19 protein-coding genes and 2 pseudogenes are annotated in these 24742 nt (G+C 38.3%); 8 read left to right on the top strand and 13 right to left on the bottom strand.

The window, feature by feature from the left end:
- Window positions 1-14: 14 nt before the first annotated feature.
- From NG743_RS14810 to NG743_RS14800, 3 genes and pseudogenes are all read right to left on the bottom strand, one after another.
- Complete coding sequence (locus NG743_RS14810) at window positions 15-584, bottom strand: COP23 domain-containing protein (protein WP_236630613.1); 570 nt, start codon at window positions 582-584, stop codon at window positions 15-17.
- 262 nt (window positions 585-846) lie between these two features.
- Window positions 847-2400, bottom strand: coding sequence for a serine/threonine-protein kinase (locus tag NG743_RS14805; protein ID WP_257120329.1), 1554 nt, complete (start codon window positions 2398-2400; stop codon window positions 847-849).
- A gap of 193 nt (window positions 2401-2593) precedes the next feature.
- A pseudogene (locus NG743_RS14800) lies at window positions 2594-2834 on the bottom strand (metal ABC transporter permease); the annotation flags it as partial.
- Between the two features lie 538 nt (window positions 2835-3372).
- Here NG743_RS14800 and NG743_RS14795 point away from each other — a divergent pair.
- Entirely contained in the window at window positions 3373-4332 is a 960-nt protein-coding gene (locus tag NG743_RS14795; protein WP_027404406.1) for an IS110 family RNA-guided transposase, read from the top strand.
- A 185-nt stretch (window positions 4333-4517) separates the two neighbouring features.
- Here NG743_RS14795 and NG743_RS14790 read toward each other — a convergent pair whose 3' ends face one another.
- On the bottom strand, window positions 4518-5474 hold the full coding sequence (locus NG743_RS14790; RefSeq protein WP_027403497.1) for an NAD-dependent epimerase/dehydratase family protein: 957 nt from the start codon (window positions 5472-5474) through the stop codon (window positions 4518-4520).
- Window positions 5475-5705: 231 nt separating this feature from the next.
- Between NG743_RS14790 and NG743_RS14785 the strand changes: the two are divergent.
- From NG743_RS14785 to NG743_RS14775, 3 genes and pseudogenes are all read left to right on the top strand, one after another.
- Window positions 5706-5945 (top strand): annotated as a pseudogene (locus NG743_RS14785) (4-Cys prefix domain-containing protein); the annotation flags it as partial.
- 361 nt (window positions 5946-6306) lie between these two features.
- On the top strand, window positions 6307-7425 hold the full coding sequence (gene bchI / locus NG743_RS14780) for a magnesium chelatase ATPase subunit I (RefSeq protein WP_027403495.1): 1119 nt from the start codon (window positions 6307-6309) through the stop codon (window positions 7423-7425).
- A gap of 61 nt (window positions 7426-7486) precedes the next feature.
- A complete protein-coding gene (locus tag NG743_RS14775; RefSeq protein ID WP_027403494.1) occupies window positions 7487-7804 on the top strand; it encodes a hypothetical protein in 318 nt (105 codons plus the stop codon).
- Here NG743_RS14775 and NG743_RS14770 read toward each other — a convergent pair.
- From NG743_RS14770 to NG743_RS14760, 3 genes are all read right to left on the bottom strand, one after another.
- Window positions 7799-8539, bottom strand: coding sequence for a Uma2 family endonuclease (locus NG743_RS14770; protein ID WP_027403493.1), 741 nt, complete (start codon window positions 8537-8539; stop codon window positions 7799-7801). The genes NG743_RS14775 and NG743_RS14770 overlap by 6 nt on opposite strands.
- Before the next feature lie 62 nt (window positions 8540-8601).
- The gene (locus NG743_RS14765; RefSeq protein WP_257120328.1) at window positions 8602-9357 is read right to left on the bottom strand and encodes a hypothetical protein; all 756 of its coding nucleotides are present in this window, start codon (window positions 9355-9357) and stop codon (window positions 8602-8604) included.
- A gap of 404 nt (window positions 9358-9761) precedes the next feature.
- The gene (locus NG743_RS14760; RefSeq protein ID WP_027403491.1) at window positions 9762-10436 is read right to left on the bottom strand and encodes a Uma2 family endonuclease; all 675 of its coding nucleotides are present in this window, start codon (window positions 10434-10436) and stop codon (window positions 9762-9764) included.
- A 266-nt stretch (window positions 10437-10702) separates the two neighbouring features.
- On the opposite strand from NG743_RS14760, the gene pheT reads away from it, so the two are divergent.
- The gene (pheT, locus tag NG743_RS14755; RefSeq protein WP_193962990.1) at window positions 10703-13138 is read left to right on the top strand and encodes a phenylalanine--tRNA ligase subunit beta; all 2436 of its coding nucleotides are present in this window, start codon (window positions 10703-10705) and stop codon (window positions 13136-13138) included.
- A 77-nt stretch (window positions 13139-13215) separates the two neighbouring features.
- Here the strand turns inward: pheT and urtE are convergent, their stop codons facing one another.
- The 4 genes from urtE to NG743_RS14735 form a co-directional block, all read right to left on the bottom strand.
- Window positions 13216-13914 (bottom strand): urea ABC transporter ATP-binding subunit UrtE, encoded by a 699-nt coding sequence (gene urtE, locus NG743_RS14750; protein WP_027403489.1) that lies wholly within the window; start codon window positions 13912-13914, stop codon window positions 13216-13218.
- Window positions 13915-14095: 181 nt separating this feature from the next.
- Window positions 14096-14857 carry an urea ABC transporter ATP-binding protein UrtD gene (gene urtD / locus NG743_RS14745; RefSeq protein ID WP_027403488.1) on the bottom strand — a complete coding sequence of 254 codons (762 nt, stop codon included), beginning with the start codon at window positions 14855-14857 and terminating at the stop codon, window positions 14096-14098.
- Window positions 14832-16007 carry an urea ABC transporter permease subunit UrtC gene (gene urtC, locus NG743_RS14740; protein WP_228043849.1) on the bottom strand — a complete coding sequence of 392 codons (1176 nt, stop codon included), beginning with the start codon at window positions 16005-16007 and terminating at the stop codon, window positions 14832-14834. Before urtC ends, urtD begins: the two co-directional genes overlap by 26 nt.
- Before the next feature lie 51 nt (window positions 16008-16058).
- Entirely contained in the window at window positions 16059-17219 is a 1161-nt protein-coding gene (locus NG743_RS14735) for an ABC transporter permease subunit (RefSeq protein WP_027403486.1), read from the bottom strand.
- A gap of 457 nt (window positions 17220-17676) precedes the next feature.
- On the opposite strand from NG743_RS14735, the gene NG743_RS14730 reads away from it, so the two are divergent.
- Complete coding sequence (locus tag NG743_RS14730; RefSeq protein ID WP_257120327.1) at window positions 17677-18666, top strand: calcium-binding protein; 990 nt, start codon at window positions 17677-17679, stop codon at window positions 18664-18666.
- A 186-nt stretch (window positions 18667-18852) separates the two neighbouring features.
- Here the strand turns inward: NG743_RS14730 and urtA are convergent, their stop codons facing one another.
- Window positions 18853-20169, bottom strand: coding sequence for an urea ABC transporter substrate-binding protein (urtA, locus tag NG743_RS14725; protein WP_027403484.1), 1317 nt, complete (start codon window positions 20167-20169; stop codon window positions 18853-18855).
- A 477-nt stretch (window positions 20170-20646) separates the two neighbouring features.
- Here urtA and NG743_RS14720 point away from each other — a divergent pair, with 477 nt between their 5' ends.
- Window positions 20647-20916, top strand: a complete 270-nt coding sequence (locus tag NG743_RS14720; protein ID WP_027403483.1) for a YciI family protein — start codon at window positions 20647-20649, stop codon at window positions 20914-20916.
- A 58-nt stretch (window positions 20917-20974) separates the two neighbouring features.
- Here the strand turns inward: NG743_RS14720 and NG743_RS14715 are convergent, their stop codons facing one another.
- Entirely contained in the window at window positions 20975-21163 is a 189-nt protein-coding gene (locus NG743_RS14715; RefSeq protein WP_173401716.1) for a hypothetical protein, read from the bottom strand.
- Window positions 21164-22120: 957 nt separating this feature from the next.
- On the opposite strand from NG743_RS14715, the gene NG743_RS14710 reads away from it, so the two are divergent.
- Window positions 22121-24649, top strand: coding sequence for a mannose-1-phosphate guanyltransferase (locus NG743_RS14710; RefSeq protein WP_257120326.1), 2529 nt, complete (start codon window positions 22121-22123; stop codon window positions 24647-24649).
- The last annotated feature ends 93 nt before the right edge of the window (window positions 24650-24742 follow it).

The raw sequence follows: 24742 nt of genomic DNA, 5'->3' as shown, positions 1-24742 counted from the left end.
CCATAATTTCCAATTTACCAGATCGGCTCACTCTTACTGTTAATCACTTGATTAATATCAACGCTGGCAGTGCCATCACGGTTGATTGTTGGTTTAATGTGTCCCGCTTGGTCGCCACTGAGGTAAACAGCCTCCCCACCTGCGGACACACGGGTATTCAATAGTTGTTCGAGAACCTGCTTGGGGTCACGATCCTTGGTCATGGTCAGTAAAACATTTTTGTTATTACAAGCTCCCTGATTAGTTCCTAAACCACAGATAACAGATTGACCGTTAACTGTTCCCGTTTTCAGGATTTTCAGTTCACCTTGATTGTGTAGTTTCTGGAAACGATCTGATACTTTTTGACAACGTTTTTGAGGTGTCCATGTGTCACCAATCAGACTTCCTGGTGTCCACACAATTAAGGACACACTACCTCTGGCTGGGTGACGAACTACGGTTACTGGATAGTTATCACTCAAACCACAACTAAATTGACGGCTTTGAGCTTGGCTGGGTTGATTACTGGCTAAAGTGACACTCAAGGCTAAAGCCAGGCCAGTTAAGGGTGCTGATAGGTTATTTTTCATAACTAAAGCCATAAGAAATCAGGTTATTAAGAGGGTTACAAAAAGCTTATAAGTTGAATCAATCCTACGTTAATATAACTAGTGTGCAAATGTCAACTGGCAAGGTATAAGTAGTGAGACAGAATTAATTACACAATGTCATTGCGTAAGCGAAGCGTGGCGTTAGCCATATGGAACGAAGTGAAATGAAGCAATCGCAAGGGTTGTGATTGCTTCCCTTCGCTCGCAATAACTGTAAATATTTTTGTCCAATTACTTATTACCCCGCTGGGACTTATAAAAATAAAGTAGACTGCAAACGAAAAGACTTAATCATGGTTTGTTCTACATCTTTAAGAAAGGGATCATAGAGTTTTTCTTCGGCTCGATAGGTCAGAATATAAACTTTTGAATTACTGATAGTCCAAATTTCCATGACTTTAAACCTGAAGTTACCGATTTGCTCTTGACCTCTATAAACTATTTGATATCCCTCTCGATTATCTATTTTTATTGGTTGTTGTTGGAGAATTTGTACGTCTTTAACAGATTTTTGAATTTGTTCGATAGCAGCCAGATTATACTCTGATAGAGACTGGGATTTTTCTATCAATACCACACGGATAAATAACCCTACATCTAGATTCAAACTGGAACTATTAGGAGATATTTTGGCAATAGTTCCCCCGGTTAACGGACTATATTGTTGTTTTTCAGCCTTCCAATCTTGAGGATATTTGATCTCAATTCCAAATTGTTTATCCTCAAATAGTTGACCAGGAATAGTTTGAATTTCCCCTGGGGGGACTTGATTTTGATGGCGGTAAATAGCTATTAAAACCCCAGCAGTCGTCAAAATAATTGCTGTTATCAATAAAACTTGAATAAATCGAGGTTGGGAAGGAGAGATAATTATTGTCTTTTCACCACCACCATTATTTTCATCCCTAGTAGACGGCTTTAATTCCTGTCGTTGATCATCACGTTTATTCAGAGATTCCATTACTTCCCGTGCTGACTGGAATCTATAATAAGGATCTTCTTGGAGCATACGCTTTAATATCTTACCTAAATGTTCACTAATATGGGGATATTTTTGCCAATTCCAAAGATTATTAACATCAAGGGAATTATCTGGAAATTCACCTGTTAACAATCGCACACAAGAAGCAGCTAAAGCATATAAATCACTGGAATAATCAACTTTTTCATTTTTGATTTGTTCTGGGGGAGCATAGGAAATAGTTCCAAATACTATAGATTTTTCTGTGGTGGAAATATCACCTTTAATTACTTGTTTAACTGCTCCAAAGTCAATTAAATAGAATTTATTATCTTCTGCGTTGGAGCGCACAATATTACTAGGTTTAATATCCCGGTGAATAACATTGTGATTATGGATAAAGTCCAAACCAGGTAAAATATTATTTAATAGAGTCAAAACTTTTGCTTCTGAAAAACGTCCTTGTTGTTCCAGTTCTTTACTTAGATCTTCACCTTCGATATATTGTTGAACTAAATAATTAAACTCTTGTTGAGTATTTAATTGCGGGTCAGTTACAGTTAAGGAAAAATAATCATATAAGGAGGGAATATTACCACTTTTATCCCCTAAATCTTCTAGAACCTTAGCCTCTCTTTCAAAGGCTTTTTTGATCCCTGCAACAATTTCAGGAGAATGATGACTCTCAATTCGTAATCGCTTAACAACACAACGACGTTGATTAAGTGTATTTAGGTCAATAGCGAGAAAAGTATCCCCAAAACTCCCTCCTCCTAAAGGTCTTAGAAGTTGGTATCTTCCTTTGTTTCCAGCTAAAATCGGGAGTTGTCCTTGATTCTCTGTCATTTTCTTACCCCTGGTTTACCACACTCTTGATCTAACACCTCAAGAATTATAATAGCGGTAATTGTGAACACTTTTCTAGTTTAGTCAAATAACGGCAATTAGCGATCGCTACTACACCAACAAAGTCCATTTATGTGGAATAACGTAAATATAAAGAAGCATTAAATGTAATGAAATTACCAATTTGATAATTTTATCTCCTATTCCCACTAGGAATCAAAATCCCATGTCGAGGACTAAACAATAAAGCCAAGGTAAATAAACCCGAAACCACTAATACAATAGCCAGACCAGAAGGTAAATTTATAAAAGTGGCTAAGATACATTCCGCTAATACTAGAAATTACCCCAATTACCGCCCCTAAAATCATGACTTCATGTAAACGTTTGACTAATAAATAAGCAGTTGCACCAGGAGTAATTAAAAGCGTAACGCACCATTACCAAGGATTCTGTGCGTTACGGATTTCATCCTAACGCACCCTACAATACTGAATATATCCAATAAGTTATTTAAATCATTCTTCGGCAAAAAAGGAGAAGTACCCTATATTAGCCTATATTCTCAATAATCTTGAGAATTTTCTCAATAAGCTAACGAAAAAAATTAATTTCAGGGCTTGAAATTCTCAACTATTTTTTGTAGGTCGGGTTAAGCGACAGCGCAACCCGACGCTCATGTTGGATTTTGTGCTATTGCTCCGCAACGCTCACGCGAACAACCCAACCTTGTATCTTAGAGGTATGTTAGAAGAAGTGGTAGACCGTCCCAACCTGGGTCAGAAAAGACCGCTTTGTAGCAAGGATCACCACAACAATCTCCATGACAGAACTCGAACAGTCGCCTGGGGTAAAAACTATGAACAAAGACATAGATAATATAGCCCGTATCGTGCAAGGATGAGTGAAATCAAGGGGATGAATAAAAACAAAACAAATTAAAAAGAAGTAATTGAAATTGGAGAGTTAAAAATGGATTATATCTCCCAATGGGTAGGCATTGACGTAAGTAAAGCAACACTTGATGTTTATATCCGTCCAATGGGTAAAGCATTTCAATTTGCTAATACTGAAACAGAAATAGCTAATCTAGTTAAGCAACTTCAATCTAACGATTTAAACCTAATCGTACTGGAAGCAACAGGAGGACTAGAAACAGAATTAATCATTCAATTGCAAGCGGCTCTTTTACCAGTAGCATTAATCAATCCTCGTCAGGGAAGAGACTTTGCTAAAGCTACAGGTAAGTTAGCCAAAACCGATGCCATTGATGCACAGATTTTGGCGCATTTCGGTGAAGCAATGAAACCGGAGGTGTTAGCAATCGAAAGTGAAATGTCACGTCAATTAGGCGAATTAATTAGTCGCCGAAGACAATTAGTAGAAATGTCTACAGCGGAAAAGAATCGCCGTGACCGCGCTCGTGGTAAAGCTTTGACAGATATTGAATCCCATATTGATTATCTTGAGCAACATCTTCAACAACTCAATCAAGAAATTGAGACGTTGACCCAAAATAATCAACAATGGATTGATAAAGTCAATCTACTCAAAACTACTCCTGGCATTGGTCAAGTAATTTCTACCACTTTAGTTTCTGACTTACCAGAATTAGGTCAATTAACTGCCAAACAAATCTCTCGCTTAGTTGGTGTTGCACCAATTAATCATGATAGTGGTCAGCACAAAGGTAAGCGCATGATTAATGGTGGTCGCGCCCATGTTCGTGCCATTCTTTATATGGGTGCTGTTGTTGCCATGCGTCATAATCCTGTTATCAAAACTTTTTATGAGCGCTTGGTTGAACGTGGTAAACCCAAAAAATTGGCCATTACTGCTTGCGTTCATAAAATGTTAGTTATTTTAAATGCGATGATTCGAGATCATCTTCCTTGGTCTATTTCTCAAGACTCACAACCAATTTCTGCATAAAGTTCTACTGTCGTTTTTATACCTCCAATCTAGTTTGGTAATTTATGGCAACCTATAATTTACCTGTTTTGTTCTGTTCTGTTTTTCTCCTCTATTTTCTGACTTTTTTCCTAGACTTTAAATTTTTCCTTAACGATCGCTTGACAATCAAGACAGTCGCTACAGAAAATGTACAAGGTATTGATCTAAATTCCCGCTTTTACGCTGCTAATTCTCAAAACATCAGTCATTGTTGCACAGTAATTTGGTAAATTAAAGCTGCTAGGATTAATGGCATTAGCATAGCTAAAATGACGATAATTCATACAGAATCTATCCCAGGCTGCCATTTGAATGCGGAATACAGCAATAATTACATTGGCTAAACCTAAAGATAAAGGAATGCGGAAATAAATCTTTTTACGGAAATAAGCACAAACTTCTTCAATGGCTTGATTTGCTGTTAGGGAAGATTGTCCTAACACAAATCGGCGGGGATCTCCCTGTTGTGGTGGATAATCAATTAAATATTGGATAACTGTGGCAATATCTTTACCATGAATGAAGTGAAAACTGCCATCTGCTTGTAAAAAACGAATAAAATTAATATAGTTAGTAACTTCAGGAATACCAGATGTGAGATGAGAATAGGGTTTTTTGTCATCACCACCTAATACTAAGGTAGGAAAAACCGTGGTAATTTTGGGAAAAATAGCTAACTTTTCAATTTGATGTAAACAATCATATTTAGAACGGATATAATCTGTCCCAATTTCCCCGGCTTCTTTAAGTGGTTTGTTTTCGTTATTTAAAACACTGGCTGTGGAAAAATAAATTACCTGTTCACATCTTTCGGGATTTAGCAGATTCATTAATTCTAGAGTTTTGAAGACATTAATATCAAAAATGCCCTCACCACCCCAGGAAGTGGCTGTTAATACGGCGATATCAATGGTTTTGAGTAAATTAGAGAATTTACCAATCTCTTGCATATCACCCTGAAGAATGGTGATTCCAGGACGGACTGTAGTATCTACTTGGAGTTTATTAGGGTTTCTAACCAGGAGATATAATTCGTGATTGGTGTTTTGAATTAAGGCTTCGCTGATATAGTGACCGATACAGCCACTTGCACCTGTAACTAAAATACGTTTTTTGGTCATGAAATTGGATGTTGGGGTTTTTGGGGATGGTTGAGGTCAGTGCGTAATTGTAGCATGATTTGAGAAGATAGATCCCCGATTTCTTAAAGAAATCGGGGATCTGGGTGTTAGTTAAGTTATATATTTTTTTAAATGAACCCCTCCAGACGCAGAGAAATGAGGTTTTGAGAGATTTTGCGTAAATCTTGATTAATTAGGGTAAAATTACAATGAAGCCTTGGTTGTGAGTCTATGCGTCAATGTCTTAATCCTGACTGTCTTTTTCCTAACCCTGATAATTTTTAATATTGTCAAAAGTGCGGTAATAAGTTACTTTTGCGTGAAAAGTATATACCTAAATCAATTTTAGGTCAGGGTGGTTTTGGTAGAACATTTTTAGCTATTGATGAGGATAAACCATCAAAACCCTATTGTGTAATTAAACAATTTTTACTCCAAGCACAGGGAACAGATAGTATTGAAAAAGCAATTGTTATCAATCTGTTAAAGAAGTTATTCAGGAGTTAAATATTTTAAATCAACCTGAGAGGCGATTGACAATTTCTGTATTCTAAAATTTAGAAATTATAGCCACCAAATTATATACCTTGATAATAGCACAAAAAGTCAAGAGGTCAAGAACCTAGTAAAATCGTTACCTTATTGCAATCATTCTCAACAATCTTGAGAATGAAGCAGATTTATTCTCAATAAACATAGTCTTGTGCTTTTTTTGTAAAAGTCAGATTTAAAAAACTTATAAGAAGATTGGCTTTTAACGAACAACCAACCCACCTCCCCAAAATGTGTCAAAATAAAGAATTGTAATAAAAAATATTGTTAAGGTAATTTAGTGACTTCAACTGCTCAAGCTAGTGCGAGTGCGCGTCGTGCGGTCTTTCCATTTACAGCCATCGTTGGTCAAGAAGAAATGAAACTGGCACTGCTGTTAAATGTCATTGACCCCAAAATTGGTGGTGTAATGATTATGGGCGATCGCGGCACCGGAAAATCTACAACTATCCGCGCCTTAGCGGACCTTTTACCAGAAATCCCTGTTGTCGCCAATGACCCCTTCAACAGTGACCCCAACGACACGGACTTGATGAGTGATGAAGTCCGTCAACAGGTAGCACAAGGGTTGGAAATTCCCATCACTCACAAAAAGGTACAAATGGTAGATTTACCATTGGGTGCGACAGAAGACCGAGTTTGTGGGACAATTGACATTGAAAAAGCCTTATCTGAGGGTGTCAAAGCCTTTGAACCCGGACTCCTAGCCAAAGCTAACCGGGGTATTCTTTACGTTGATGAGGTCAACTTATTAGATGACCACTTGGTAGACGTACTCCTCGATTCCGCTGCTAGTGGTTGGAACACTGTGGAACGGGAGGGGATTTCTATCCGTCACCCAGCCAAGTTTGTTCTCGTCGGTTCGGGAAACCCAGAAGAAGGGGAACTGCGTCCCCAACTCCTTGACCGTTTTGGAATGCACGCAGAAATCCGCACTGTGAAAGAACCAGCTTTGCGGGTGCAAATTGTGGAAGAACGGGGTGAATTTGACCAAAATCCGCCTGTGTATTTAGAAAAACACCAAGCTCCCCAAGTAGCATTACAAGAGAAAATTGTCAATGCCCAAAACTTATTACCACAAGTTAATTTAGACTATGACTTCCGGGTAAAAATTTCCGAAGTTTGTTCAGAATTGGATGTAGACGGGTTGCGGGGTGACATTGTGACAAACCGTGCGGCTAAAGCCTTAACCGCTTTTGAAGGTCGGACAGAAGTGACAGTTGACGATATCCGGCGGGTAATTACATTATGTCTGCGTCACCGTCTGCGGAAAGATCCTTTAGAATCCATTGATACAGGATATAAGGTAGAAAAGGTCTTTTGTCGAGTTTTTGGTGTGGAACTTCCAGAAGACTCAACTCAGAAAACTGGTGCAGGGGTAAAAGCTGGCGCTCGTTAGTTTTAATGTAGAGACGTTCCATGGAACGTCTCTACAACAGTTAATTAACAACTGACAAATTATGAGAACCTGGAATTTTTGGTTAAATAGCCTAATTTTATTTATTCAAGATCATCCACCCCGGTTTGTGGAATTATTAATGTTGACATTAGCGATCGCTCTGCTGACAGTCTCCACCATTGTCCCAGATAAACCCTACATCATACTAGGTTTAAGTTTTGTCGTGGGAGCATCAACTTCTATATTAGTCCGGGAAGCAATGTCTCCCACCGGAAACAACCACACAGTTTTAACTCAACAACGCCTTACCCAATTTACCGCACTACTGTTATTAGGAATTAGTATTTACGGTTTTGCAGATTTAATTCACACGCTATAAATTTTCAGGATCAACTCCTAATTTTTTTAACATCTCTGCTAATTTATTAGCTTTTTTCTCAGATTCTAACCATTTTCTTTCAGATTCTAAATGTTTTCTTTCAGATTCTAAATGTTTTTCCTCACTTTGTTGCATCCTTTCTTCTGGTGTTAAAAATCGTTTTCCATTTTCATCAAACCAATATAACCATTCTCTAGTTATTCCTTGATATGTTGCTTTTTCCATTCCTATTCCTAACCCTATCTCTGGTAGAAAAACAGGGTTTCCTGACAGTAATTTATATTCTCCATTGACTAATTTGTAAACCTCTAAACGTTGTTTTCTTTTACGCTGAGAATTATAAACTACATAATATAATATCCCCAATTCTTGAGCATAAAAATCTTTCTTAGTGCTATATTCTCCCCTATAGGTATGAGACACTATTTCTAACACTAAAATCGGTAATTTTTGTTCTTCCCATAATACATAACTGCGGCGTAAATCTTCATCAATTAATCTGGGAATACCAATACTTAAAAATCCATCTGGGACAATTGCAGGTTTATCTGGATCATAATATATTCCCATGTCTACGCCAAAAAACCAATCCCATCTTTGGAACCAGATTAAGGCTAACATGGCTTTTAATAAACCGGGAATTAAATCTTGTAGTTCGTTATCCACTGGTGTGTCGTCAGAGTCGGGTAATTCCTTAGATGAGGGTAAATAATTTAATTGGCTGTATTTTAGCATGATTGATATTACCAATTCTATTTTTATAATAATCCAGATCCCCGACTTCTAAGAAAAATCTATCATTTATTTACAAAATGAAAACAGAAGTCGGGGATATTTTTATCCTTTAAACTAATATATTCAGCTTTTTCATCAAGCGCAAATCTATTTTCTGGTGCAATATAGGGAACAATTATTTTAGGTAGATGATATTTGTCTTTATGCAGAGGACAAGTGTACTTAAACCATTCACAGTTTCCTCTAATATATGCTGCTCTAGATGTTAAAATATCCTTTTTTTCTTGTAAATACTTTCCAACTCCTTCATCACAGTTTAACTCATCCAAATCATTAGGATAAACTCCCGTACCAGTCAAATAACTAGAAATTTGAAAAGATGGATTTTCATTCTTGAAAATATCTCTTTTATCATTAGCAGAAACTTTACTTAATGGTCTTTCCCAATATTTAGCTTCTGCGATAACTAATACCCTACCATAAAAAGCAGTTTCATTATTTTGAAAAGAGTAAGCTGTATCTCTATCTGCTTCATTTGCAAACAACGCATAATCAGGACGTTCGGCTCTACCTTTACCACGAGTTACAACTTGAGGAATATTAGAAAACCCTAAAATAGCTAATACGGGTTTAATAAATACATCTTCAGTTTGCGCTTCATTGAGAGTCGGTAAAATCGCTTTTTTTGATAAATACAGATTTTTTAATTTTTCAAAATCTAGTTTAATATCTAATTGCCATTCTGGAGATTCTTGAAGCCGATAGTCTAAATAATGTTGAGAAAATAATGGTTTATTGATATTTTTTGCATCTGTCATAATTCCAACTCCAAAATAATATTTATAGATATACGTAGGATGTGTTAGCGACGGTGTAACGCTCCATTATCTTAAAATTTTGCAAATATCATCCATGCTCCCTAATGGTATTTAGTATAACAGCGATCGCCCTTGATCTAATAGAATTTAGTGAATACCGCTACATAACACACCATATTACACAACAGTTGCGAGTTAAATGAGGTAAGTAGTGAGACAGAATTAATTACACAATGTCATTGCGTAAGCGTTGCGTGGCTTTAGCCATATGGAACGAAGTGAAATCAAGCAATCGCCAGGGTTGTGATTGCTTCCCTTCCCTCGCAATGACTGTAAATATTTTTGTCCAACTACTTATATCATAGCCCCCTCCTCGCTTGCGGGGAGGGGGTTGGGGGTGGGGTTCATCTTGTACCTAAATCAATGCCCTTTTCTTGCAACTTTGTTAATAATTCTTGATACTGCTGAATAGCTGCTTCCTTTTCTTGACGTTCTTGTTTCGCAAGTTGATCAAATTCCACAGATGTAAGAAACTTATTACCATCAGGATAATAAATTTCTAAATTATCAGATACAAGTTGAAACCGGATACCCAATCGTGGACTTATCCAACCATTAATATCTTCAATGACGACAAAAGCATCTTGATAACGCACAAAACCAGATAATTCTATACTATCAGGATCATAAATATAATATTCCTCCACACCATAACGTTGATAAAAAAGCGATTTATTAATCATCGCCGAAGTTCGATTTCCTGGAGATAAAATTTCAAAAACTACTTGAGGAGGAATATTATTCTCCTTCCATTGTTGATATGAACCTCTATCTCCCTTTGGTCTGCCAAAAACTACTAATACATCAGGTGCTTGGCGAATTTTCGGATTTCCCTCCACAGGATACCAAAGTAAATCACCGGCAATAAATACATCTGGATTTGATGCAAATAATATTTCTAAATTTTCTTTAACTTTAACAATCCATTGATATTGTTTAGTATTATCTGCCATTGGTTGACCGTCGCTGTCAGGGTAGATGATTTCTGGTGTGGTTTCTGCTGATAATTGCTGTACCATATTGGACATATCTCCCATAGGAATAGATTCTGATATCTACTTAATTAATCATAATAGACATCCGGTGAAAAAAAATGTAGAGACCTTCCACATCGCATTTCCACTGTAAAACCAAAAAATTAGATTTCTTTAACTCTTATTCTTTGCGTCTTTGCGCCTTGGCGTGAGGCTAATTCATACATTCAATTAGCAAAGCCAAAAAATCTCATAATTTTCACCTAATATATAAAATTAGAGCGAAAGACAAATCTAAACAAACAGACTCCATGCGTATTTCTCTAACCTGGTTAAAAGAACTTGTAGAAATCAAACTCACCCCAGAAGAACTGGCGGAAACCTTGACAATGGCAGGGTTTGAAGTAGAAGATATAGAAGACCGCCGCACTTGGGCAAATGGTGTAGTTGTGGGAAAAGTGCTAGAACGTCAACCCCACCCCAATGCAGATAAATTGAGCGTTTGTACCGTAGATATTGGGGCTGCTGAGACTGTAAATATCGTTTGCGGTGCTGCGAACGTCCGCGCAGATATCTATGTCCCTGTCGCCACCACAGGAACTTATTTACCCAATATTGATTTAAAAATCAAACCCGCAAAACTGCGTGGTGTTCCCTCCAATGGGATGATATGCTCTTTAAAAGAACTGGGTTTACCCACTGATATTGACGGTATTCATATATTCCCTGAAGAAAACATGGTGGTGGGTAGTGATGTTCGTCCCCTGTTGGGTTTGGAAGATGTGATTTTAGATGTCACCGCTACTGCTAACCGGGCTGACGCTTTATCTATGGTGGGTATTGCCCGGGAAGTAGCAGCTTTAACTGGCGGAAAACTATCAATTCCCCCAGTTGCAGATGTAGAAAATACCAAGACTGGGAAAAGCATCACTTTAAAAATTTCTGAAATCCAAGCTTGTCCTGCCTATATTGGTACAGTTGTCGAAAACATCAAAATTGCGGCTTCTCCTGAATGGCTGCAACAACGTTTACGCGCTGCTGGAGTTAGACCAATTAATAATGTAGTTGATATCACTAACTACGTTTTATTGGAAAGAGGACAACCTCTTCACGCTTTCGATAAAGAGCGTTTACAATCTGTAGGTGGCGGCGAAAATTTAATCATTGGTGTGCGGTTTGCGGAAACTGGGGAAACTTTAAAAACCTTAGATGGAAATATTCGTAATTTATCAACCCAAAATTTATTAATTACTGCTAATAATCAAGCGGTGGCTTTAGCAGGTGTTATGGGTGGTGCAGAAACAGAAGTTCATGAAGGTACACAAAGTTTAGTTTTAGAAGCAGCGTTATTTGATTCTGTGGCTATTCGCCGTTCTTCTCGCAGTGCGGGGTTAAGAAGTGAGGCTTCTGGTAGATACGAAAGGGGCGTAAATCGTGCCGAATTAGAAATAGCTTGTCACCGCGCTTTATCCTTAATTAGTGAATTAGCCGCAGGGGTGATTGTTCAGCAAGAAATTTCCGATTATCGTCCAGATATTTCTACTTGGTCACATTCTATTAACCTGCGTTTAGATAAAGTTAATGAAGTGCTAGGTCCGATTGAATTAGGACTCGAAACAGGAGAATTACAAGGGTCAGATGTCGAAAAAATTCTCACGGCTTTAGGATGTAAATTAGCCAAAATTGATGACCGAAATTGGACAGTTACCGTACCTCCCTATCGTTACCGCGATTTAGAACGGGAAATTGATTTAATTGAAGAAATTGCCCGGTTATATGGTTATGATAAGTTCTGTGATACTCTACCAGAAAAATCCGAAGCTGGTTATCTATCTTTAGAACAAGAATTAATTCGCAGGTTACGCGCTTATCTCCGCGCTGAAGGTTTAACAGAATTAATTCATTATTCTTTGGTGAAACCAGGTGAAGATAAACAGATCATTTTAAGTAACCCTTTGTTTGCTGAATATTCGGCTTTACGCACTGATTTGATTTCCGGTTTAATTACCGCTTTTCAATATAATATAGAGCAAGGAAATGGGGCATTAAACGGTTTTGAAATCGGTCGGATTTTCTGGCGCGAAGAAGAGGGTTTACAAGAAGCGGAAATCCTGGCTGGAATTATTGGTGGTGATATCACTGTCGGTAAATGGTCAAGAGGTGGTAAGGAAGAAGCGATTACTTGGTTTGAAGCCAAAGGCATTTTAGAAAGTGTCTTTAAACAACTAAAATTAGTGGTAGAATTTCAACCCGAAAATCGAGATTCTCGCTTACATCCTGGACGCACAGCTTCATTGTGGGTAAAGGGTAGTAGATTGGGAACATTCGGACAGGTTCACCCCCAATTACGTCGAGAGAAGGATTTGCCAGAAGCCGTTTATGTGTTTCAATTGGATTTAGATGCTCTGTTGGATGCCTGGGATCATGATGATTTGCTAGTTCCCAAATTCAGTTCCTATTCTACCTATCCAGCTAGTGACAGAGATTTGGCGTTTTTTGCCCCTGTGAAAGTGACGGTTTCCGAATTGGAAAAAGTTATTAATAAAGCTGGGAAAGGGTTGTTAAATTCTGTGGAATTGTTTGATGAATATCGGGGTGAAAATGTCCCCACAGGACAACGCAGTTTAGCCTTTCGTTTAGTATATCGTGCCAGCGATCGCACCCTCACTGAAAATGAAATTGAACCAGTTCATAATCAGGTGCGGACAGCTTTAGTTGAAAAATTTGGTGTGAATTTGAGAAGTTAATCGAAACAGTCGGTTTTAACCGACTTTTGCTATGAGACAGGGAATTTATTCCCTGGCTTTATCTTTATCAATTATCACTAAACCGTCAAAAACTTTTGAATCACATCTTGACTAAGTTCCTGAGTTAGACCGGAAGCAACAATCCCCCCTTTTTGCATGGCATAATAGTAATCTGCCTGACGGACAAAATGCAAGTGCTGTTCTACCAATAAGACGGAAACTCCTGTGGTTTCAATAATCTGACGGACTGCGGCTTCAATTTCCAAAATGATTGAGGGTTGAATACCTTCCGTCGGTTCGTCTAATACGAGTAGTTGTGGTTTTCCCATTAAAGCACGAGCGATCGCTAATTGTTGCTGTTGTCCACCACTTAGATCTCCACCCATACGAGAAAGCATAGTTTTTAGTACTGGAAATAGGCTAAAAATTTCTGGGGGAATTTCTGGTTTTTTGACTGGTTTTTGTCTAGCCTCTAATCCCAAAAGCAGATTTTCTTTAACTGTTAATCGCGGTATAATTTCCCTTCCTTGACTCACATAACCAATACCCATTTTCGCCCTTTCATAAGTTGGTTTACCGTTAATTATCTCCCCTGCAAAATTAATAATTCCGCTGCTGGGTTTAAGTAAGCCAATAATTGTTTTTAGCATGGTTGTTTTCCCCACCCCATTGCGGCCAATTAAACATACCATCTGTCCTGGTAATACAGTCAAATCTACATTTCTGATAATATGACTTTCACCATAATGAACGTTAAGATTAGAAATTTTTAGCATTATAAAATTAACCTGATTAACTATTTTTTTCCTAACCCTCCCTTTACAAAGGGGAGGGAAGTAATTTTTCCGGTTTCCCCCATTTCCAAGGGGGGATTAAGGGGGGTAATTTGACTTGTGTGTACACGCCTTATAACCGGGAGGGGACAGAGTTCTTGTTTCCCAGCTTCACAAGGGGGGATTAAGGGGGGGTATGATTCTCTTCCTGTTTTCCTAAATATACTTCAATAACGCGGGGATCATTTCTGACTTTCTCAAAATCACCTTCACACAATACTGAACCTTCATGCAATACTGTCACCTTCTTAGCAATTTGTCGCACAAATTCCATATCATGTTCAATAACTAAAATTGAATGACTCGTGGCTAATGTTGATAATAAATTACCGATATTATAGGTTTCTTCATCTGTTAAACCAGCCACTGGTTCATCAACAAGTAATAAATCAGGAGATTGTGCTACTAACATTCCAATCTCCAAACGTTGCTTTTCTCCGTGGGATAATAAAGCCGCTGGAATATTTGCTTTTGCAGTTAAACCAATTGTTTCTAATAAGCCTTTAAGACTATTTTTCTCCGCAGAATTGATAGAACGAAACAAGGTTGAGAAGACATTTTTCTGACGATTACTAGTGATTTCTAAATTCTCGAAAGGTGTTAAATTAAGATATATTCGTGGAGTTTGAAATTTGCGCCCAATTCCCAGCCGTGCAATTTGATGTTCGGCTAAGGAACGTAAATTTTTACCCTTAAATAATACTTTCCCTATAGTTGGTTGAACCTTACCTGTAATTACATCCAAAAAAGTGGTTTTTCCTGCCCCATTCGGACCAATTACTACGCGCAATTCACCAACATTCATACTAAAATTTAGGCGATTTAATGCTTTAAAACCGTCAAAACTAACGGTTACATTTTCAGTTTCCAAGATTTTGGCGTTCATGTTTCACTTCTATGTCTTCTTCTAAACTAGGATAGGTATCAGAAATTTTTAATTGCTGACGTTTCCCGAAAGGAATATTTTGTTGATTTAACCATCCCATTATGCCATCAGGAAGCAGAATGACGATAATTAATAATAGTATACCCTGAAAAAATAGCCATATTTCCGCGAATTGTTCACTTAAAAAAGTCCGGGCATAATTAACTAATAAAGTGCCAATAACTGCCCCGATTAATGTCCCTCTTCCCCCCACAGCCACCCAAATCACCATTTCAATAGAAAAGCCAATATCCATGGATCTAGGGGATACAGAACCACTTTGAACGGTGTAAAATGCCCCAGCTATACCAGCAATTGCTCCCGAAACAGCAAATACTAAGACTTTAAAATCTGTGGGGTCGTAACCAGAAAATCTCACCCGACTTTCATCATCACGAATAGCTATTAATAATCTACCAAAACGTCCACTAGTTAACCAGCGACAAAGCCCATAAGTAGCCGCCAAAAATACCACCGTCAAGACGTAAAAAACAAATTGAGTTTTGCTATCACTAACTATAGCACCACTGCCATTAACTCCCCAAGATAAAGGCGGAAAAGTGGTAAAATCTATCAACCCATTTGTGCCATTAAAAAATTGTTGTTGTCCATTAAAAAAATTGAAAAATACAATAATTGCAGCTTGAGTCAAAATCGAAAAATAAACGCCCTTAATGCGGTTACGAAATACTAAATATCCCAGTAATCCTGCTAACAAACCCGGAATCATCACCACAGCAGCCATAGACAGGGGAAAAGAAGAAAAAGGCCGCCAAAATCCAGGAAGTTCCATAACACCATAAAGGGACATAAAATCTGGTAACTCCCCCGTGGGGACTTGCAATTTTAGGTACATAGCGATCGCATATCCACCCAAACCGAAGAAAATCCCATGTCCCAAACTCAATAAACCAGCATAACCCCAAATTAAATCAATTCCCAAAGCCACAATAGCCAGAGACAAAAATCGTCCCAATAAATTCAGACGAAAATCTGAAAGTAAAACCGGCATAATCAAAATCAAAATTAAAGCGATCGCACAAACGACCCCAACTTCAACTAATATTAAATTTCGCCCCTTTTTAATTTTCATCATTTCTAACTTATCCATTTTCTAAAATCCGCGTTTATCTGCGTTTATCTGCGTTTAATTTCCCATAATTTAAACATCAACATGACGACCCTTTTGGGGAAAAATTCCGCCAGGTTTCCACTGTAAAAACACAATAATTAACGCAAAAACCATCACCTTAGCCATACTTGTAGTTGCAAAAAAACTAAATAAATCAGCCAAAGGCTTAACCGCACCCAACAACAAAGCCAAAGTTCCCGAACCAATCAAATAATTAATTGTCCCAATTCCCAAAGCTGCCAAAATCGTACCAGCTAAATTACCCACACCACCGACAACCACCACCATAAAGGTGTCAATAATGTAATTTTGTCCAGTATTTGGTCCGACAGAACCGAGTAAACTAATTGCACATCCAGCTACACCAGCTAACCCTGAACCCAGTGCAAAAGTAATTGCATCAACTTTTTGAGTGGGAATACCCAAACAAGCGCTCATACTGCGATTTTGAGTAACAGCCCTAATTCTTAATCCCCAATGAGAACGTTGCAAAAATAGATAAATTCCTCCCACACAAATAATCGTCAAAACAATAATAAATAACCGGGCATAAGGTAATTGTACACCAGCTAAAGATACACCAGATTGTAACCAACTAGGGGCTGTAACATCCACATTTTGAGCGCCGAACCAAGGTAAAGTTACCGCTTGCTGATAGGTTTTACTCAATAAATTACAAATTGTGATTGTCAATCCTAGTGACAAAAATAGTAAAACTCCCACAACCCAGTTACGAATTTTCTGTAAATTATTCCGAGAATTTAAAATCCATAAACCCCCAAAAAACAAAACAGAAAACAAAACCATCCCCATGACTAATAATAAATTGACACTGCGAACAAACTGCTGAAAAATTAAACTTACGCCCCAAGTTGCTAACAGAGTTTCTAAAGGTCGTCCATAGAGATAACGAATTACACTTTTTTCCAGAACTAATCCCACACCAGCAGTGAAAACAAAAGCAATAATCAAAGCCAGAAATATATAAACTTCAAACCAAACCCCACCCAATTGCTTACAAACATTTTGCACGACAAAAGTTGTATAAGCGCCAAACATCATTAGCTCACCATGTGCCATATTAATGACACCCATTAAGCCAAATATGATCGCTAATCCTAACGCAGCAATTAATAAAACAGCGCCAATACTAACACCATTAAATACAGCTTCCAAGAACCCTGTTAACATTTTATCCCTGCAATTATCAATTTATTCCTAATAGTCAGTTGTCAGTTGTTTTTTAGTTATTTTCACCTCACAGCAAATTGCCACTAAACGAAGTACAAATATGAATAAGTAGGTGAACACAATAAAACCAAACAAACGTAAAATCGCTGAAAACTTCTTTACTCTCGCCTCTTTAAGTAATTGGACAAAAATATTTACAGTCATTGCGAGCGAAGGGAAACAATCACAGCCCTGGTGATTGCTTCATTTCACTTCGTTCCATACAGCTAACGCAACGCTTAGGCAATAACATTGTGTAATTAATTCTGTCTCACTACTTATCTTTTAGCTTTTAGTAATTAAGGATATTACCATGAAAAAATGACAAACTATATCGTAAGTGATTAGACGGACATGATACAATTCCATTGTGATATTTTAACGAAATTTAAGCAAGCAAAAAATCAAGGAGATTCTTATGACTACCATTTACAAAATGATGTTTGGAACTTATAACGCTGACACCTTAATCGGTACAGATGGTCCAGATACCCTGATTGGACTTGCCGGCAACGATACTTATACCGTTAATCATATAGGTGACATTGTTACCGAAGCTCTCAACGCAGGAACTGATTTAGTCAACGCATCTATTTCCTACACCTTACCTAATAATGTGGAAAACCTGACCTTGACAGGAAGCAGCAATATTAATGGTACGGGTAACAGTCTGCATAACACTATCACAGGCAATAGTGGCAATAACACCCTCAACGGTGGTAATGGTATTGATACCTTGATTGGTGGTTTAGGTAATGATGTTTATGTGGTAGATACTACTACTGACACCATCATAGAAAAAGCCAATGAGGGAACAGATACAGTTAAATCATCTGTCACTTATACCTTGGGAGATAATCTAGAAAACCTCACCCTCACAGGAGTAGCCGCAATTAACGGCACAGGGAACGCAGGTAATAACACTCTCATTGGTAATAGTGGCAATAACACCCTCAACGGTGGTTTAGGTGCAGACACCCTCACAGGTGGAACAGGAAGCGATACCTTTGTTTTCCAATTTGGACAATCCCCAGTATTAGGAGCAGACAGAATTACCGACTTTGCCATCGGCACTGACAAAATTGACCTGTTGACCTCCTTGGGTGTAGCTATGAAGGCTCCCACTGCCTTCACTCGTGCTGCTGATAGTACAGCTACTACCTTAATAAATATGGCCAATAGTGTATTTATTGATGCTAACGGAGGATTATCTGATAATCAGGCTTTAGGTGTAAATAGTGCAGCTTTAGTCAGTGTCACCACTTCCGGTATTGCCGGAACTTATTTGGTCATTAATGATGGTGTGGCTGGTTTCCAATTAGGCAATGACCTATTGGTGAATATCACAGGATATAGTGGTATATTACCAGCTTTGGGTACTATTGCTGTTAGTAGCTTCTTTATCTAAGTGCCTAAGCTCTCTTTCTGTGATTGGGGGGCTATTTTCACCTAAATCACTTTCCTTAACCCTCTCCTCTTAGGAGAGGGTTAAGGAATAATATTTAATACTAGAGAGGCTTGTTATTTGTATGATAAAAAAGTCCAGTTTCTAGCCGTTTTGAGTATTACTAACCCCTGACAACTGACCACCAAATTAACCATTCTTGTATTTACCACCTTTTGCAGGATCTGACCAATCACAAGCAAATCCCTTGGTCTCTTTCACAAATTGATTCCAAGGAACTGGTTCAACTGGTGCGGGAGTAGCATAAACAATGTCAAATAGTCCATCCTTTCTGACTTGACCAATCCGCACAATTTTTGATATGTGATGATTGGCATTAACAGTCACTTTTCCTTCAGGTGCATCTATAGTTTGACCATAGGCCGCAGCCCGGACTTTTGCTAAGTCAGTTGTAGTTGCTTTTTCTACCGCTTGCTTCCATAAATACACGGCGATGTATGCCGCTTCCATTGGGTCATTTGTTACCCTGTCTTCACCGTATTCTTTCTTAAAAGCCGCCACAAATTTCTTGTTCGCAGGTGTGTCTACTGTTTGAAAATAGTTCCAAGCAGCATAATGTCCTTCTAGATACTCCACACCAATGGCTTTAACTTCCTCTTCCGCAATACTCACAGACATGGAAGGATACTTATCTGGTGTCAATCCCGCTCCTTTCAACTGTTTGAAGAAAGCAACATTACTATCACCATTAAGGGTATTATAAATTACACCACCTTTGGGTAAAACTTGCTTAATTTTAGTGATAATAGCTGTTACTTCCGTATTACCCAAAGGTAAGTAATCTTCTCCCACAGTTTTCCCACCTAAAGCCTCTAATTGAGCCTTAATAATGTTATTAGCAGTGCGGGGGAAAACATAGTCAGAACCTACTAAAAAGAACTCTTTACCTTTATTCTTCAACAACCAATCAACAGAAGGTTCAATTTGTTGATTTGGGGCTGCACCAGTGTAAAAAATATTTTTAGAACATTCTTGACCTTCATACTGCACAGGATACCAGAGCATATGATCCTTGCTCTCGAAAACTGGCTTGACATTTTTGCGACTAGCAGAAGTCCAACAACCAAAAACTACAGCTACTTGATCCTGGTCAATCAATTTAGTAGCTTTTTCTCTAAAGGTGTCCCAATTAGAAGCGCCATCTTCAACAACTGCTTCAATTTGCTTACCTAAAATACCCCCAGCAGCGTTAATTTCCTTAATTGCTAATTTTTCCGCATCTACCACACTTTTCTCACTGATAGCCATTGTCCCACTGAGAGAATGTAAAATACCTATCTTGATGGTTTTACCAGTAGTACCAGCTACAGGAGATGTACTGGTGGATGCTGCTGGACTATTCGCAGTATTTGGAGAGTTATTAGCACAAGCTTTTAAAAAAATGCTACTACCAATACCTACAGTGCTGTAAAGCAGAAACTTACGTCGGTTAAATTGCTTAGACATATTTTTGATTAATTCTCTTTTAAACTGAGATATTAGTTCTATTTTTAACTATTAAACTGTGATTTGTTATACAAAATCGTAATTTATTTTAATAAAAATATGTCTCAAGATAGATGATAAATATAGTTTCTTCCTGATTGGGACTGGTGTAATAACAACACACCTAACCTCCTCCCTGCAAGCAATGAGCAAGTTAGGATCTACCTCATGTAATTATAAATATCTGTATATATTTTAGCATTATAATGAGTATTATTAAGTATAAGTAGGTGAACAGAAAAATTTAAAGGTATGTGAAGAAAAGTAAAATCACTCAAAACTCTCTTCCTGTTCCCTGTTCCCTGTTCCCTTGCCCCAACGACAATTTTTAACGCCAACCTACTTTAGTGAAATTAAAAACTTGATCATCAATCTCTATCTTAAAAAACCTCATGTTGCTATATTTTTTAATTAGTATCAATAATCAAATCAGAAATTATGACAAAATACATCTTATGGGGAAGCTATTGTGAAGACGTTCTTACCAAACGCGAACCCTATCGTCAAGACCATTTAGCCGGATTAGCACAACAGAAAGAATCTGGAATTTTAATTACCATTGGTCCAACAAAAGATGTAACTCAAGTTTTTGCTATTTACGAAGCTGAAGACGAAAACACCGTTCGTCAATTAGTGGAATCAGATCCCTATTGGCAAAACGGCATTTGGACAGAGTATTTTGTTAAAGAATGGATTCAGGCTTTTTAGCCCCTTGACACAATTTTTAACGAAAATAATTAATTCGTAATGGGTAATTACGAATTAATTATCCCTTCAGTGCCTTTTGAAAATTGCGACGATAGGATGAATTAACTAAAAACAAAGCAGGCCATAGCAAAGCCAAACCGATCCGATTAGGTAAAGTTTGATTAAAATTAGTCCTACCAAATCCAGTCCAAAATTTCCACACGCCACCGATATAAACTACAATTATTGCAAACACAAGTAAATTCATGATTACCGTCAACTCCCTTAATAACTGACATCATCTTATAAGAAGATAAGCTAAAAACCCCGGAATTAATCCCTAAAAATCCCCAAAATTTTTAGAGATCAATGTCTCGTAAGCCGGGGATGAAAGCTGCAAGAGGGGATTTATCCCTCAGTGATAAGTTAATTATATTTGATGTTATAATCTCAATTGACAGTAAAGGTAATCAACCTGTATAAAAACCTAACTGCCTAACGGTAAGCTGTACCTTGACAATTAAATCTATGGGGTTCTACTGCATTGTTTTAGTTTTCTCCTATCAGTAGGTAAAAGATTTATAGGTGCTAGACGAATCAGAATTTTGAAACGATAAGGAATAGGGAACAGGGAACAGGGGAGGAACTATTGGTGTCAACTTAAGCTACAGATGGCTTATTTGTTTGGCTCACAGACCCGCCCAGAAATGAATTAGAGTAAGCCACAAAATAAATGATCCTGTTTTGTCATGCTGAGTGTAGCGAAACGAAGCGAAACGAAGCATCTCAATAGATTCTTCACTACACTTCGTTTCGTAATCCCTCTGACACGCTGCGCGAACAGAATGACATTGGGCATTTCTTTTTGTGGAGTTCTCTAAAGTAAACTCAACAATTTCAAAAATTTTCTAGTTATTGAGTCGTCTTGAGACGACTTTTGCTATGAGACTGGGAATTCATTCCCAGTCGGACTATGGATTTTACGTTAAGTTGACACCAATGGGGAGAAACTTCTTTCTTCCTCCTGATAGCGTTCACGTAGTGTGCCGAAGGCATAGCCTGGCGTTAGCCATAGTCCTGATAGCGTAGCGTTAGCCATACTCCTGACTCCTGACTCAGTGAATCCTTTCAGAGATGTTTCTTATGGAAGGTTCTGAAATTTCAATAACTATAAGAGACTAGAAAAAGAAAAATATCATGGTTTTAGTCAAGTTTAGGAGTATTTATGCGTGCAGTCTTAATGGCAGGTGGTTCAGGAACACGGTTGCGTCCTTTGACTTGCGATTTACCCAAACCAATGGTTCCGATCTTAAATCGTCCCATTGCTGAACATATCATTAATCTCCTCAAACGGCACCAGATTTATGAAGTAATTGCCACATTGCATTATTTACCAGATGTTCTCCGTGATTATTTTCAAGATGGCAGTGATTTTGGCGTACAAATGACCTATGCTATCGAAGAAGATCAACCATTAGGTACGGCAGGTTGTGTAAAAAATATTACTGAACTTTTAGATGAAACTTTTTTAGTCATTAGCGGTGATAGTATCACAGATTTTGATTTGAATGCTGCCATTGAATTTCATCAACAAAAACAATCAAAAGCTACTTTAATTTTAACCCGTGTGCCTAATCCCATTGAATTTGGTGTGGTAATTACGGATACAGAAGGGCGCATTAACCGATTTTTGGAAAAGCCTTCCACTAGCGAAATCTTTTCTGATACTGTCAACACTGGCACTTATATTTTAGAACCAGAAGTCTTAGACTATTTACCAGAACATACTGAATGCGATTTTTCCAAAGATTTATTTCCCCTCTTGCTAGCCAAAAACGAGCCGATTTACGGTTATGTTGCTGATGGTTACTGGTGTGATGTGGGTCATTTAGATGCCTATAGAGAGGCCCAGTATGATGCTTTACAAAGGAAAGTTAACTTAAAAGTGGCTTATCCAGAAATTGCTCCCGGTTTGTGGGTAGGACAAAATACTTATATTGATCCTACAGCCAAAATTGAAACCCCAGCCGTAATTGGTAATAATTGCCGCATTGGCGCGAGGGTGAAAATTGAGGATGGGACAGTAATTGGTGATAATGTGACAATTGGAGCTGATGCTCATTTAAAAAGACCAATTATTTGGAATGGGGCAATTGTTGGCGATGAAGCCCAGTTATCGGCTTGCGTAATTGGTCGCGGTACTCGTGTAGATAGACGCGCTCATGTCTTAGAAGCGGCTGTGGTAGGTTCGCTGTCTACGGTGGGAGAAGAGGCGCAAATTAGCCCTGGGGTGAGGGTATGGCCAAGTAAAAAGATTGAGTCTGGTGCAGTTTTAAATATTAATCTGATTTGGGGAAATACTGCCCAACGCAATTTATTTGGACAGCGCGGGGTACAGGGATTAGCCAATATTGATATTACTCCAGAGTTTGCTGTGAAGTTGGGGGCTGCCTATGGTTCGACTTTGAAGCCTGGTTCAATGGTGACAGTCTCCCGTGACCAACGCAATGTTTCCCGGATGGTAACACGGTCTTTAATTGCGGGTTTAATGTCTGTAGGTGTGGATGTTCAGAATCTCGATACTACGGCTATTCCTATCGCTAGGACAGTGATTCCTACTATGCACGTAGCGGGGGGTATTCATGTCCGAGTTCACCCAGAACGCCGTGATTATATCTTGATTGAATTTATGGATGTTAAGGGCATTAACATTTCTAAAGCCCAAGAAAAGAAAATTGAGGGGGCGTATTTTAAGGAAGATATGCGCCGTTCCCAAAGTCATGAAATTGGTGATGTGGTATATTCTAGTCAATTAATGGACTGCTATGGCAAGGCTTTTGAAAAGTTATTAAATTTGGATACTTTGCGTAATAGTCGGGCAAAAGTGGTAATTGACTATGTTTACGCTGTGTCTGGGGCTATTTTGCCGCAAATGTTAGATAAATTCGGGGCTGATGCGGTGGTGTTAAATGCTAGTTTGAATAAAACGGCAATTTCCAATGCTGATAGAGAATTACTATTGACTCAATTAGGTCACGTTGTGGAGGCGGTGAACGCTAATTTTGGCGTGCAGGTATCAGCTAATGGGGAACAACTGATTTTAGTTGATGAATCGGGTTTTCCCATTCGTGGAGAAATGCTTACGGCTTTGATGGTGGATATGATGTTAAATGCTAACCCTAGAAGTTCGGTAGTTGTACCAGTTCATGCTTCTAGCGCGGTGGAATTAGTTGCCCATCGTCATGATGGTAATGTAATTAGGACTAAAGCAAATCCGACGGCTTTAATGGAAGCTTGTCAGAAGAACCCCAATGTGGTTCTAGGTGGGAGTGGGGAAACTGGGTTTATTTTTCCGCAATTACATCCAGGGTTTGATTCGATGTTCTGTATTGCCAAGCTGATTGAAATGTTAACCATTCAAGAGCGATCGCTGGCAACGGTGCGTTCCGAATTACCCCGTGTCATTAATAGAACTTACACAGTCCGCTGTCCTTGGACTGCTAAGGGGGCGTTAATGCGTTATTTGGTGGAAACTCACCCCGCCCAGAATCTGGAGCTAATTGACGGCGTGAAAATCCGCCAGCCCTATGATGACGATTGGCTATTGGTTTTACCTGATGCTAGTGAACCCCTAGTCCATCTCTATGTTAACAGTAGCGATCGGGATTGGGTTGATGAAACTCTCAGAGATTACCGCGCCCGTGTCCAGTATTTTGTGGAACGCGAACAGGAAAATTACCGTTTGGATATGTAGGGCTGGCTGATAGCGTAGCGTGGCGTTAGCCATATAAAACTGAAACCTTTTTATTAATAAGGGTTTCGCTGATTTTTATCACAAGAAAGTGCA

The organism is Dolichospermum heterosporum TAC447, assembly GCF_024584745.1.
In the GTDB taxonomy this organism is placed as follows: Bacteria; Cyanobacteriota; Cyanobacteriia; order Cyanobacteriales; family Nostocaceae; genus Dolichospermum; species Dolichospermum heterosporum.
The sequence above is the reverse complement of the archived record's forward strand: the minus strand, read 5'-3'. Positions and strand labels throughout refer to the sequence as shown.